Below are 13,546 nucleotides of genomic sequence, written 5' to 3'. Positions count from 1 at the left end.
GCTTATCTATTTATAAGAAGTTCAACTTCTTTGCTAGGTTTAGATTCTATTCCATTTTTATCCACACTCACAACCTCATAGCGGTATTTTTTCCCATTTTTCATTTCTTTATCAACAAACTCATTTTTCAAAATCCCAGAAAACCGTAAAGGTTTGGAAGAGAATCCACCCTCGTATCGATAAACTGCATATTCTTTTACTCTTGAATCATTTATTCTTTGCCACTGTATAACTGCTCTAAAATTTTCGATTGTTCCTTTTGTGATCACAGGAACTGGAGGAGGACTCAAGGTAGAACCTTTCACTCCCCCCAATGGAAGATCTCCTTGTATTCCCACATCATCAACAGGAACAATTTTATAAAATTTTTCCACCCCATCTGCATCAATCTTATCAATATAAAATGTATTTTTTGTTTCTGCGATCAACTTAAAATTGTCTTTGGGTGAATTTGAAGCATAAACCTGATATTTATTCACATCTTTTTGAGGAGATTTAGTCCAAACTAGCTTGATTTCTCTTGGGAGATTTTCACTTGCTTTAAGTCCTGTGATAGGCATTGGCTTAGCTTTTGTTTTTCCCACTGCTATGGCACTAGGAATAGACTTCGCACCTTCAAAACTTTCTGCTACCACCCTATATTTATATTCCCTTCCATCTTCTAAGCCCTTATCAAAATATTCTACATAAAGACGATTTTTAACAACACCGATATTTAAAAAAATGCCTTTTTCATTCTGTCTTTGAATGATATATTTTGAAATGCTTGGGTTAGGATGAGGACTCCAAATAATCTTAATCTCTCTTGGATAATCCTCACTAGCAAACACACTTTCAACAGGATCAATAAAAGATGTCTTCACATTTATCAAAGGTGATCTAGGAGATACAGATCCATTTTTGCCTAAAGTAGAAATCTGAAAAGCATATTTAGTTTGAGGTATCAAGCCATCATCATAATAGTGTGTTGCTAATGGATTTTTGATAACTGCAATCCTCTTCATACCTCCATCTTTTACAACTTGATAAAGAACAAAACCGCTTATCAAAGATATATCATCAATTTTATCCCATTCAAATCCAATACTCTTAACATCATTAATAGTCCTTACATTCTTCACTATTGGCAACCCCTGATCTATTTTGTCATTTCTACCAAAAAGCGAGAGTGCATTATTAGACATAGAAGCACACCCACTAATGAGGACTACAAGTGTTAAAACGATGTAAAATGAAATCTTCTGCGATAACTTCATCCAAACCTGCCTTATCAAAATTCTGATTCAAAAATTCTAACATATCATCAAAAACAGGAGCTTTAAAAAACATTTTTTTACCTGTGCTAGGATGAATAAAATACATTAAATAAGCATGAAGCATTACTCTTATATTATCATTGCCTCTATAGCCATAAAGTTTATCTCCAATAATATGCCTAGAAATACTCTCTAAATGTACCCTTATCTGATGGGTTCTACCTGTATAAAGCTTTGCTCCAATAAGCTCCATATCTCCATTTTTACCACCTAATAAGGGAACAAAATCACTTTTAGAGTGACGTGAGGGAATATTTTTTTGTCTGATTCTATCTAAACTTATCATTTTAAGACGATTGTTTGGATTTCTTCCTATTTGACATTCAATCGTTTTTCTCTCACCTAATCTTCCATCGATGATAGCAAGATAATATCTTCCCATTTCCCTGCTCTGTAACTGATCAGAAAGCTTGGTATGGGCATTATTTGTTTTAGCAATTACTATTGCTCCACTTGTTTCTTTATCTAATCGATGCACAATCCCAAATCGTTGCTCTCCACTTAATGTAGATAGAGAAAAACCTTTAGATTTGAGCCAATCCACCAATGTTGGCTCTTTTACGCTAGGAGCATTATGCACGACCACAAAAGGAGGCTTATTCAAAACTAGCACTTCAGAATCTTCGTAAATAATCGAAATATCAATGTCTATATATGAGCGTTTTTGTTCTGATAAGTCCAAAATCGGGTCAAAAATCGCTACTTTATCTCCTAAAACTAAGTTTTCTCCGCCTTTTTTACAAGGCTTATCATTAATAAATACCAATGAATTTTTTATCAAATGAGTGATTTGGTTTTTTGGAATATCTAGCCTTTGAGACAAAAAAGTGTCCACTCTTTTAATCGGATATTCAACTTCAAATAATGCTTTCATTTGCTATATCCACTCTAATTTTGTTAAAATCACCAAAACATTACCCCAAAAAGTGAATTTCTTATGATTGATAGGCGAATTTTAACACATTTTGATTTTTTACTACCTGTTATTGTAACCCCTATTATCGCTATGTCTTTTTTTCTTATAAATGAAGCTAATGAAGCAATGAATATCAAACAAAGCATTTATATTGGAGTGGGCTTTTTACTTTTTTGGATTATCTTTTTTATCCCATTTAGAAAGCTGGGTAAAAGTATCAGTATTTTTTATTGGATTTGTATTCTCTTGCTTCTTATTGTTGATATTTATGGCACTACAAAACTTGGGGCACAAAGATGGATTACCATACCTGGATTAGGCATTTCTTTACAACCTAGCGAACCTGTGAAAGTAGCCATCATTCTTATGATATCAAACTTTGTCTATCACAACCCACCTCCTAAGAATGGCTATTTTTTCAAGGAGTTTTTTAAAATCAGTTTTTATATTCTTCTGCCATTTGTCCTAATCCTTAAACAGCCTGATTTAGGGACTGCAATGGTTGTTTTATTGATGGGTTTTGGGATTTTGTTCCTCATAGGAGTGAATTATAAAGTTTGGCTAAGCATTTTATTGGGCATTTTGATCGCTTCTCCTCTTATATACGGTTCTATGCATGATTATCAACGAAAAAGAATACACGATTTTATTTCTGAAAAACCTAGTTACCATGTTAGGCAATCAGTGATAACGATTGGTTCGGGGGGTCTTTTTGGAAAATCAAAAGAAAACTCCACACAAACCCAATTAAAATTCTTGCCCATCTCAACAAGTGATTTTATTTTTGCTTATTATGTCGAAAGATTTGGTTTTGTTGGAGCAATTCTACTTTTAGGGCTTTATGTGGGACTTATTTTGCATATTCTATCATTTTGTTTTATAGATTCTAGAGATTATCAATTGCGGGTTGTGGCGAGTGCAGTTTGTATTTTGATCTTCGTGTATATGAGTGTAAATATTGGAATGACAATAGGTCTAGCTCCTGTTGTAGGTATCCCTCTACCAATGTTTAGCTATGGTGGAAGTAGTTTTATTACTTTTATGGTGCTTTTTGCAATCCTAGAAAACCTTCTTGCGTTTAGATTTAATTTTGAGTATAATTCCAACCCCCTTAGAGGTATTTTTAAAAATATCAACAAATAAGGGACCCTTAGCTCAGTTGGTCAGAGCGCTCGGCTCATAACCGATCGGTCGCAGGTTCGAATCCTGCAGGGTCCACCACAATAAAACTTTCTCTAGCTTATCTTTTACTTGAAACTTGCTACTAAATTTCCAATTAATAAATTAAATCCATCCACTAACACAAAAATAAGTATTTTAAAAGGAAGTGATATCATCACTGGAGGCAACATCATCATACCCATTGCCATCAAAATAGAACTCACAACCATATCAATGACCAAAAATGGTAAATAAAGCAAAAAACCTATTTGAAATGCTGTTTTTAATTCACTTATCATAAACGCAGGGACCAAAACAGTCAGTGGCACATCTTGAACAGTTTGCGGATTAGGCAAGTTACGAATCCTAAAAAATAATGCCAAGTCTTTTTCGCGAGTATTTTTGAGCATAAATTGCTTGAATGGTTCAACCGCTCTATCAAATGCAACTTCATAAGAAATCTTATTATCCATATAAGGTTTTATCCCACTGTTATAGCCCTCTTTTGCCACTGGTTCCATAATAAAAAAGGTCAGCACCAATGCCAAAGAAACTAAAATTTGCGTAGGAGGAGATTGTTGCGTCCCTAAGGCTGTACGCAAAAAAGAAAAAACAATGATAAGACGTGTAAAACTTGTCATCACAAGCACCAAAGAAGGTGCTAAGACTAAAAAAGTCAGGATTACTACAATATTTAGAGTGCTCACAAGTTGTTTAGGTGAAGATGGGGCAGAAAGAGAGAGATTGACCGTAGGAATAGTAGTATTGGCTCCATAAGCTACGCTAACTCCTATAAAGGTCACTGCTATGATTGCTAAAAAAAATCTCAAGAACTCCTCCATTTTCACTAAAATAATCTCCTTAGTATAAACACAATTGTGTTAAAATCTTATAAATTTATCTAGTCTATTAAATTTTTAAGGAAAATAAATGTCTATTTCTGTGGCAATCCTTGCAGCAGGTGCTGGAACGAGAATGAAATCATCTCTACCAAAAGTCCTCCATAAAATTTGTGGAAAAGAAATGCTTTTTTATTCCATTGATGAAGCGCTCAAAATAAGTGATGATATTCATATTGTCCTATTCCATCAGCACGAAAAAATAAAAGAAGCTATCCAAAAATCTTTTGGGGACTCCAAAATCACCTTTCATATCCAAAATCACCTTTCATATCCAGGAACAGGAGGGGCACTCATGAATGGCGCAGATCAAAACCCCATATCCACAAAATACGATAAAGTATTAGTTCTAAATGGAGATATGCCACTAGTGAAAGAAAAGGAACTTTTAAAGCTTATCTCTCCTGCTTCTGCTGTCAGCATGAGTGTGCTTACCCTTGAAAATCCTACTGGATATGGACGGGTGATTATCGAAGACAAAAAGGTTACATCTATAGTCGAAGAAAAAGATGCTCAAGAAGCCACAAAGTCTATTTGTATCGTAAATGCTGGGGTATATGTTTTTGAAAGACATATCCTAGAAACCTATCTTCCCAAACTAAATAATCACAATAATCAAAAAGAATATTACCTAACTGATATTATTGGTCTTTGTGCAAAAGACAACAAAGAAGTCATGCCTGTATTTGTAAATGAAAAAGATTTTATGGGGGTGAATTCCAAATCGCAACTTGCTTATGCAGAATCTATAATGTTGCAGGATCTAAGAAATAAAGCAATGGATCAAGGTGTGATTATGCACCTTCCTGAAACTATTTATTTGGAATCTGAAGTGGTTTTTGAAGGTGAATGTGAGATTGAAAATGGAGTATGTATAAAAGGCAAATCTAAAATCATCAACTCTCATATCAAAGCCCATACAGTAATAGAAAATAGCTGTATCAAAGATTCCGATATAGGTCCTATGGCACATATTCGTCCTGGATGTCAAATCTCCAACACACATATTGGAAACTTTGTAGAACTCAAAGCCTCAATTCTTAATGGAGTAAAAGCGGGTCATTTGAGCTATTTAGGTGATTGCAGTATTGATGAAGGTAGCAATATTGGGGCAGGAGTGATTACTTGCAATTACGATGGTAAGAAAAAACACAAAACAATCATTGGTAAAAATGTCTTTGTTGGAAGTGATACACAACTTATTGCACCTATAAATATCGCTTCAAATGTATTGATTGGAAGTGGTACAACGATGACAAAGGATGCTAAAGAAGGAGATTTAATCACTTCAAGAGTCAAGCAAGAAAACAAAGCTGGAGGATTCTATCGTTTTTTTGGATATTCTAAAGAGAGTTCTCAAAGCAATGATTAACTATTAAATAAAAATAAAGGAACAAAATGAAGCTCATTATTAACGGTGAAAATAAGGAATTTTCAGAAAATCTAAATATTCAACAAATACTAGACAATCTAGGCATTGAGTCTAAAGTCGTTGCAGTTGCACTCAACTCATTGGTAATCAAAAAACAAGACTGGGGCAACACAATCCCAAAAGAAAATGATAAACTCGAATTTTTACAATTTATGGGCGGTGGAACATTATTGCCAAAATCGCAGAGTTAGATCGAGTCAATACATGCATAAAATAAAAAAATATTTCCTTTCTATGGGAATACTATAAGATTATGAAAAATATTTCTACATATCCAGAGATAAAAGATGACGCATTCTTCATCTCCGATTCTCATTACATCAGAGGTGATAATACCCTACCTCAATTGCTAGAAAAATTAATAGCCTCTCCGCCTGTTCAAGTTTTTTTTATGGGAGATATTTTTCATCTCCTGATAGGGCATATTCCTTCAAGCAGAAAAGAAAATGCCTTTTTACTTCAGCTTATCAATGAGCTTTCTGAAAAATGTGAAGTTTTTTACTTTGAAGGTAATCATGATTTTGGAATAGATAGTTTTTTGTTGCCAAAAGTAAAAATATATCCTCGAAGTCTTCAACCAGCTTCATTTTGCTACAAACAAAAGCATTTTTTACTTGCACACGGAGATATTTTTCTTACGACAACTTATAATGCCTATATTCAAGCACTGACAAATCCTTTTTGTTTGAGTATTTTAAAAATTTTGGATGGATTAAGTTTGGGATTTATTTATAAATTTATTTCAAAAAAAATTTATAAAAAACCTATTCTAAGATTTAAACTAAACGATAAGGATTTTGAAAAATTCGCTAATAATCGAATTGATAAATATTTAAATTTTATCAAAAAACATCGTTTTGAGCCAATTGAAGGGATTATTGAAGGACATTTTCATATAGGAAAAAATTTTCAAAACTATTTTTCACTTCCTTCTTTTTATTGCGAGAAAAGTGGTTTTGTTATACAATCTAGCAAATACAATGGGATGGACATTTGAGAGAAAACAATATAGAAAAGCTGAAATTGAGTTCAAATGAGATCGAACTTATTGATTTTAGAATTTTTGAAATGCGCGATAATAAGCCATATGAAGGTATCTATGGAATTAATGTAGCAAAAGTTCAAGAAATCATAAAAATGCCTGAAGTCTTTGAACTTCCTTCAAGTGCCGATTATGTTGTTGGAGTATTTGATTTGAGAGGAACCATCATTCCTCTTGTTGATCTTTCCAAATGGATGGGTATCTGCGAAAAAAATCTTTCAGCTTTAAATCAAAAAATACATTCCAAAAGCTCTGAAGAAAAAAATGTCATTATTACTGAGTTTAATAATGTAAAAATTGGTTTTATTGTTGATTGCACAAAACGTATTCGAAGAGTCAACTGGCAAAATATAGAACCAGCCCCTTTTAACTCTTCTAGTACATCAGAAAGAGAGAAAATCACAGGCACTACGAGGATTGAGGATGAAAAAACCCTGCTTATATTGGACTTAGAAAGCATTATAGATGATTTAGATCTGCATCAAGACAACAACAAAAAAGAAATGAGTGAGCTTCCAAAACTTAAATTCAAAGGCTTAGTGTTATTTTTAGAAGATAGTAATTCAGCACGTAAGCTGATCAGAAAAAATCTCTTAAATATGGGATTTGAAATTATAGAGGCTATTGACGGGGAAGATGGCTTAAAAAAACTAGAAAAACTCTATGAAGAATTCAAAGAAAACCTTCAAGAACATTTAAAGCTTATTATTTCTGATGTAGAAATGCCTAAAATGGATGGTTTTCACTTTCTATCACAAATCTATAGCGACAAAAGATTTATCGATATTCCCCTAATATTCAACTCTTCAATCTGTGATAAGTATAGCGCACAAAAAGCAAGAGATTTAGGAGCAAAAGCTTATTTGGTAAAATTTGATGCAGATAGATTTTATGATGAAATATCAAGAATTTTAGGCTAAATAAAATCAAAATCATTGTAGAATAAAAAACTTAAATTATTATTTGAAGAGGTGCTAAATGGATGATATGCAAGAGATAATGGAAGACTTCTTGATTGAGGCGTTTGAGATGATTGAACAACTTGATCAAGATTTGGTTGAGCTTGAAAACAATCCTCAAGACTTAGAACTCCTCAACAGGATTTTCAGGGTTGCCCACACAATAAAAGGCTCTAGTTCGTTCCTAAACTTTGACACACTCACAAATCTAACTCATAACATGGAAGATGTCCTCAATAAAGCTCGAAAAGGAGAAATCAAACTGACTCACGATGTTATGGATGTCGTCCTCCCTTCTATTGATCTGATGAAGGCATTATTAATAGCAATTAGAGACAACGGAACAGATCAAAATAGTGGCATTGATATATCTGATAGCGTCAAACAACTTCAAGCAATCTCAAATGAAAAAGGAGATTCACCTTCTACTCCAAGTAATACACCTTCAGTGCAAACCACTCAAAACCAAAATATTTCAACCTCTTGTAACCCTCTCGCAGATGAACCAGATATGGACTATTCAAATATGAGTACAGAGGAGGTTGAAGCTGAAATTCAAAGGCTTTTGGAAAAACGTCAGGAAGCTGATAGACAAAAACGTTTAGAAAAAAAGAAAAATAAACCTGAAGAAACTCCTAAAGAAAGCAAACCTCAAGAAACCCAAAAAATAGAGACTAAACCAGAAGTAAATAAGCCAAAAACTGATGAAAATAAAACCCCATCTACAGGTGTAGAACAAACCGTACGGGTAGATGTACGTCGCTTGGACTCTTTGATGAATCTCATCGGAGAGCTTGTGCTAGGAAAAAATCGTTTGATTAGAATTTATGGTGATGTAGAAGAGCGATATGATGGAGAAAAATTCCTTGAAGAGCTCAATCAAGTTGTTTCTTCTATTTCGACAGTTACTACCGATTTGCAACTTGCTGTAATGAAAACAAGAATGCAGCCTGTAGGAAAAGTATTTAATAAATTCCCAAGAATGGTTCGCGATCTCTCTAGAGAACTAGGAAAAAATATCGATCTTATTATCACAGGAGAGGAAACAGAACTGGATAAATCTATAGTTGAAGAAATTGGAGATCCGCTTATTCATATCATCAGAAATTCCTGTGATCATGGTATAGAAACTCCAGAAATTAGACAAAATTCAGGAAAATCAGAAACAGGAGTTGTGAAGCTCAAAGCCTACAATGAGGGAAATCATATCGTCATTGAAATATCTGATGATGGGAAGGGTTTAGATCCTGATATGCTCAAACAAAAAGCTATAGAAAAAGGTGTAATTACCGAACGTGAAGCCGATAGTATGAGCGAAAAGGAAGCCTTCAACATCATATTTAAGCCCGGTTTTTCTACTGCGAAAAATATCTCAAATGTTTCAGGCAGAGGAGTTGGGATGGATGTTGTGAAAACAAATATCGAAAAACTCAACGGCATTATTGAGATAGAATCTGAAAAAGGCATTGGTACTACTCAAAAACTGAAGATTCCACTCACTCTAGCAATTATACAGGCATTGTTAGTGGGAGTTCAAGAAGAATATTATGCTATTCCTTTATCATCTGTTCTTGAAACTGTGCGCGTAAGTCAAGATGAGATTTATACCGTAGATGGCAAGAGCGTTCTAAGACTACGAGATGAAGTACTTTCATTGGTTCGCTTAGCAGATATTTTTAAGGTCGATTCTGTTTTAGAAGCGATGAATGAAGTTTATGTTGTTATTGTCGGTTTAGCAGATCAAAAAATCGGTGTGATTGTGGATTATCTCATCGGACAAGAGGAAGTAGTTATCAAGTCGCTTGGTTACTATCTCAAAAGCACCACAGGTATCGCTGGAGCAACCGTTAGAGGGGATGGAAAAATCACTCTTATAGTAGATGTTGCAGCGATGATGGATATGGCAAAAAATGTCAAGGTCAGTATCAATAAACTCATTGATGAGGCAGAAGCCTCTAGAGTTAGAAATTCTCCAAGTGATTATGTTGTCCTTGCTATCGATGATAGTAGCACTGATAGGGCAATTATGAAAAAATGTCTCAAACCTCTAGGAGTAACAGTCCTAGAAGCTTCTAATGGGCTTGAAGGACTTGATATTGTAAAAAATGGCGAAAAAATTCCTGATGCCGTTCTTGTGGATATAGAAATGCCAAGAATGGATGGATATACCTTTGCAGCAGAAGTGAGAAAATACAATAAATTCAAAAATATCCCTCTGATTGCAGTGACTTCCCGAACAAGCAAAACAGATAGAATGCGTGGTGTGGAATCTGGAATGACTGAATATATTACCAAGCCTTATACTCCTGAATATTTGGCAAATGTAGTTAAACGAAACATAAAACTCAATACAGATGGAGCAAGTGATGAATAATACTAAAACACTCAAAGAAGTATTTGACAAACAAAAACAAAGCAATGAACGTTCAAACAAACAAGAAGATATTGAAGATGTACTTCAAGTGATTGGCTTTATTGTAGGCAATGAAGAATTTGCTGTGCCTATTTTAAATGTGATTGAAATCGTAAAACCTATCGAACACACCCGTGTACCAGGAACTCCAAACTATGTATTAGGGGTTTTTAATCTCAGAGGAAATGTATTCCCCCTTATCAATCTAAGATTGAAATTTGGTATTTCTGTGGCCAAGCAGGATAAAGATACTCGTTATCTTGTAGTAAGACACAATGATCAAATCGCTGGTTTTGTTATCGATAAACTCACAGAAGCAATCCGTTTCAAAAAATCAGATATTGATCCAGTTCCTGAAACTCTAGCAGAACAACATGATTTGATGTATGGAGTGGGCAAAAGAGAAGACAGACTTGTTACCATTTTAAAAATAGAAACGCTTTTAAAAAGAGATTTTTAACTCTTGTTTTATCAAAAATAAGATTCTCACATAAGAACTTAATTTACTTTTTCCCATACACTTCCTGTTGGGGTATCCATCAGGATAATCCCATCTTTAGCCAATTCTTCTCGAATACTATCTGCTAAGGAAAAATTTTTTTCTTTTTTTGCCATATCGCGTTCTTTAAGTTTTTTTGCAATCTGTATTTTTTGCTCTTCGCTCACGCCAAGTTGAAAATATCTAACCGGATCTCCCCCACCAATACCTAAAAGTTCGGAAATAAACTCGATATTTCCTATGGCTTTACTTTTAATAGTTTTATCTTTTGGATTTTTATCTATCGCTTCATTACAAGCACTCACCATTTCTTCTAAAACACTCAATGCTTTAGAAATATTCAAATCATCGCTCATAGCCTCTAACAATTGAGTTTGAAATTCTTTATCGACTGCCCCATCTACTCCTATTGATCTTTTTTTCAGTCGATATATCTTGTCTAGACGTTTCTTGCTCACAACAAGATCTTCCTCGTTGAAATTTAAAATTGCCCGATAATGCACTCCTAATAGATAATTTCTTAAAATCTCTCCATCATAAATCTTCAGAGCATCTTTGATAAAAAAACTATTCCCTAAACTTTTACTCATCTTTTCGCCATTGATATTTACAAATCCATTATGCATCCAATACTTTGCAATCTCAATTCCACTCGCACATCTAGTCTGCGAAGCTTCGTTTTCATGATGAGGGAATGCCAAATCTGCCCCTCCTCCGTGAATGTCTATTTTATGAGACATATTTTCATATGCAAGTGTATATTCAATCATTGCTGAACACTCGATATGCCAACCTGGACGCCCAAATCCTAAGGATGTCTCATATCCTACATCATCCTTGCCTTTATATGCTTTCCATAAGGCAAAATCTCTTTGTCCTTCTTTGGCAACATTTTCTTCCACACGAGAAATATTTTCATCATCTTTTCCACCTCTATGACTGATACTGCCATAGAGATTATCTTTATCCACAGATAGATAAACATCTCCATTAGATGTCCTATAAGCGATTTGCTTATCTAAAAGTACGCTTATCATCTTTACAATCTCATTAAGACTCTCTGTAGCCTTTGGTTCTACATCAGGTCTTTTTACCAATAAAGCATCCATATCTGCGAGATATGAATGAATATACTCCGAACTTATCTCTTCTACACTTTTTCCTATCTGAATGGCTTTTCTAATGATTTTATCATCAATATCTGTAAAATTTCTAACAAACTTAACTTCATAATTATTTGCTCGTAAAACTCTGGCCAATAAATCAAACACTATAGAACTTCTAGCGTGTCCTAAATGTGCATCATCATAGACTGTAGGACCGCAAACATACATTCTGACCTTACCCTCTATGATGGGAATAAAATCCAGTTTTTGTTTTTGTCTACTATCATAAATCTTCATACACAACCTTCTTCAATTAATATGGAAAAAATGCAAAAAAATCTTTAAAACAACAATCTCAATAATACCCAAAACAACCAAAGCAAACCAACCTTTTTTATAAGAGATTATATCCCAAAACCTCTTTATGCCAAACTCTCTGACACTCAAAACAAAGAGCATTATTCCACTAAGACTTCCAGCTAGAGCAAGTCCTTGTGCTTGAAAAAACTGCATCAAAACCAAAGAACAAATCACGCCAAAACAAAGCGAAATCGCTGAAATACTAGCTGCCCTACCTTGTCTTTTGTGTGCATAAAGCCACAAGGAAAAAACTCTTGCAAGTCCAAAAGGTAAAAGACCTATCATATACATTGCAAACACATTTGCAGATATCAAAGTGTCATTTCTAAGGAATTTTCCTTTTTCAAATAGCAACCAAATGATTTCATTCTTGAGCATCATCCCACCGATGGTACATCCTAGCAACATTACAAACAAAAACCAAAAGGATTTCTTCATACTAGCTAAAGCTTGTTTTTCTTGAGAATTTTTGATAGCTTTTGCAACCATGGGAAAAAGTGCAGTTGAGATCGCTATAGCAAAAATAGATAAAGGAAGCTGAAAAATACGATTAGCATAATACAAATAAGAAATACTTCCGCTAACCAAAAATGAAGCAAGTGCTGTGTCTATAAATGAAGCGATTTGAGCTGTGGAACTCCCTAATACAGAAGGTAAAAATTGCTTAAAAAAGTTTTTTAAATCATTTTTTGCAACAATTGCTAAAGATTTTGATTTAGAGATATTGGAAAATCCTATGAGGTATATTTGCTTAATACCTACAGAAAAAAGCTTAAAAAAACCAAGTTTATACAGAGGATAAAAATGTAGTAGAATCTGAGCTATACCCCCGCACAAAACCCCATAACTTAGAATATAAACTACATCCATCATATCAGAATCTTTTGCTAAATACAATGCGATAATCATACAAATATTAAGCAATGTGCTATTATAGGCACTCACCCAAAAATTATTTTTATACTGCAAAATCGTGCTAAAAAATGTTACGATAAAAACCAATTCTAAATACCAAAAATTAATAACAACGATAGGTTCTGCTAATACGATAGTTTGTTCATCAAATCCATAAGCTAAAAGTTTGGTAACCCAACTAGACCCTGCCCAAACCAATACAGAGAAAAAACCCAATATTAAAGCAAAAATAATAAATACATTTACGCTAAAAATACCTTTTCTTTGACTGCTAATAAAGCTTGGTAAAAAACTTTGAGCAAAAGCTCCTTCACCAAAAATTCGTCTAAAAAGATTGGGAAATTTAAAAGCTACGAAAAAAATGTCGCTATAAACACCCACCCCTAAAATCTGAGCAGTATAAATGTCTCTAAAAAATCCAAGTACACGAGAACACATAATGCCACTACTATTGGTAAAAAAAGCTCTTCTTAGCAAAATTCTTCCTTCTGAACCCGATAATATTTCTTTATTATTGTACAATAATAA

The 13,546-nt window shown here is 33.9% G+C and carries 11 protein-coding genes, 1 tRNA gene and 1 pseudogene; 8 read left to right on the top strand and 5 right to left on the bottom strand.

The features are described from left to right. Window positions 1-2: 2 nt before the first annotated feature. Both Q5I06_RS06150 and Q5I06_RS06145 read right to left on the bottom strand, forming a co-directional pair. Window positions 3-1,256, bottom strand: a complete 1,254-nt coding sequence (locus Q5I06_RS06150; RefSeq protein ID WP_305517231.1) for a fibronectin type III domain-containing protein — start codon at window positions 1,254-1,256, stop codon at window positions 3-5. Then, on the bottom strand, window positions 1,198-2,190 hold the full coding sequence (locus tag Q5I06_RS06145; RefSeq protein WP_305517232.1) for an RluA family pseudouridine synthase: 993 nt from the start codon (window positions 2,188-2,190) through the stop codon (window positions 1,198-1,200). The genes Q5I06_RS06150 and Q5I06_RS06145 overlap by 59 nt, the downstream gene beginning before the upstream one ends. A 63-nt stretch (window positions 2,191-2,253) precedes the next feature. Here Q5I06_RS06145 and Q5I06_RS06140 point away from each other — a divergent pair. Continuing rightward, window positions 2,254-3,415, top strand: a pseudogene (locus Q5I06_RS06140) (FtsW/RodA/SpoVE family cell cycle protein). After that, a tRNA-Ile gene (locus Q5I06_RS06135) sits at window positions 3,377-3,453 on the top strand. The pseudogene Q5I06_RS06140 and the gene Q5I06_RS06135 overlap by 39 nt, the downstream one beginning before the upstream one ends. Before the next feature lie 26 nt (window positions 3,454-3,479). Here Q5I06_RS06135 and fliP read toward each other — a convergent pair. Continuing rightward, the gene (fliP, locus tag Q5I06_RS06130; RefSeq protein WP_305517285.1) at window positions 3,480-4,235 is read right to left on the bottom strand and encodes a flagellar type III secretion system pore protein FliP; all 756 of its coding nucleotides are present in this window, start codon (window positions 4,233-4,235) and stop codon (window positions 3,480-3,482) included. Window positions 4,236-4,323: 88 nt separating this feature from the next. On the opposite strand from fliP, the gene glmU reads away from it, so the two are divergent. The 6 genes from glmU to Q5I06_RS06100 all read left to right on the top strand — a co-directional run bounded on the left by glmU (window position 4,324) and on the right by Q5I06_RS06100 (window position 10,598). Then, window positions 4,324-5,664: a bifunctional UDP-N-acetylglucosamine diphosphorylase/glucosamine-1-phosphate N-acetyltransferase GlmU gene (gene glmU / locus Q5I06_RS06125; protein ID WP_305517233.1), complete on the top strand. Its 1,341-nt coding sequence runs from the start codon at window positions 4,324-4,326 to the stop codon at window positions 5,662-5,664. Between the two features lie 26 nt (window positions 5,665-5,690). Next, entirely contained in the window at window positions 5,691-5,915 is a 225-nt protein-coding gene (gene thiS, locus Q5I06_RS06120; RefSeq protein WP_305517234.1) for a sulfur carrier protein ThiS, read from the top strand. 62 nt (window positions 5,916-5,977) lie between these two features. Next, window positions 5,978-6,721: a metallophosphoesterase gene (locus Q5I06_RS06115; RefSeq protein ID WP_305517235.1), complete on the top strand. Its 744-nt coding sequence runs from the start codon at window positions 5,978-5,980 to the stop codon at window positions 6,719-6,721. Next, the gene (locus tag Q5I06_RS06110) at window positions 6,718-7,686 is read left to right on the top strand and encodes a chemotaxis protein (RefSeq protein WP_305517236.1); all 969 of its coding nucleotides are present in this window, start codon (window positions 6,718-6,720) and stop codon (window positions 7,684-7,686) included. Before Q5I06_RS06115 ends, Q5I06_RS06110 begins: the two co-directional genes overlap by 4 nt. Before the next feature lie 58 nt (window positions 7,687-7,744). Beyond that, on the top strand, window positions 7,745-10,099 hold the full coding sequence (locus Q5I06_RS06105; RefSeq protein ID WP_305517237.1) for a hybrid sensor histidine kinase/response regulator: 2,355 nt from the start codon (window positions 7,745-7,747) through the stop codon (window positions 10,097-10,099). Beyond that, window positions 10,092-10,598, top strand: a complete 507-nt coding sequence (locus Q5I06_RS06100) for a chemotaxis protein CheW (protein WP_305517238.1) — start codon at window positions 10,092-10,094, stop codon at window positions 10,596-10,598. Before Q5I06_RS06105 ends, Q5I06_RS06100 begins: the two co-directional genes overlap by 8 nt. Before the next feature lie 38 nt (window positions 10,599-10,636). On the opposite strand, the gene cysS is transcribed toward Q5I06_RS06100, so the two are convergent. Continuing rightward, window positions 10,637-12,040, bottom strand: coding sequence for a cysteine--tRNA ligase (cysS, locus tag Q5I06_RS06095; protein ID WP_305517239.1), 1,404 nt, complete (start codon window positions 12,038-12,040; stop codon window positions 10,637-10,639). A gap of 12 nt (window positions 12,041-12,052) precedes the next feature. After that, on the bottom strand, window positions 12,053-13,495 hold the full coding sequence (murJ, locus tag Q5I06_RS06090) for a murein biosynthesis integral membrane protein MurJ (RefSeq protein WP_305517240.1): 1,443 nt from the start codon (window positions 13,493-13,495) through the stop codon (window positions 12,053-12,055). Window positions 13,496-13,546 lie beyond the last annotated feature (51 nt).

The organism is Helicobacter cappadocius (assembly GCF_030688855.1).
Taxonomy (GTDB): Bacteria; Campylobacterota; Campylobacteria; order Campylobacterales; family Helicobacteraceae; genus Helicobacter_J; species Helicobacter_J cappadocius.
The sequence above is the reverse complement of the archived record's forward strand: the minus strand, read 5'-3'. Positions and strand labels throughout refer to the sequence as shown.

Coding starts and splice junctions, on each gene's coding strand:
- Q5I06_RS06150 (WP_305517231.1), bottom strand. CDS start 1,256: ATGAAGTTATCGCAGAAGATTTCATTTTACATCGTTTTAACACTTGTA.
- Q5I06_RS06145 (WP_305517232.1), bottom strand. CDS start 2,190: ATGAAAGCATTATTTGAAGTTGAATATCCGATTAAAAGAGTGGACACT.
- fliP (WP_305517285.1), bottom strand. CDS start 4,235: ATGGAGGAGTTCTTGAGATTTTTTTTAGCAATCATAGCAGTGACCTTT.
- glmU (WP_305517233.1), top strand. CDS start 4,324: ATGTCTATTTCTGTGGCAATCCTTGCAGCAGGTGCTGGAACGAGAATG.
- thiS (WP_305517234.1), top strand. CDS start 5,691: ATGAAGCTCATTATTAACGGTGAAAATAAGGAATTTTCAGAAAATCTA.
- Q5I06_RS06115 (WP_305517235.1), top strand. CDS start 5,978: ATGAAAAATATTTCTACATATCCAGAGATAAAAGATGACGCATTCTTC.
- Q5I06_RS06105 (WP_305517237.1), top strand. CDS start 7,745: ATGGATGATATGCAAGAGATAATGGAAGACTTCTTGATTGAGGCGTTT.
- Q5I06_RS06100 (WP_305517238.1), top strand. CDS start 10,092: ATGAATAATACTAAAACACTCAAAGAAGTATTTGACAAACAAAAACAA.
- cysS (WP_305517239.1), bottom strand. CDS start 12,040: ATGAAGATTTATGATAGTAGACAAAAACAAAAACTGGATTTTATTCCC.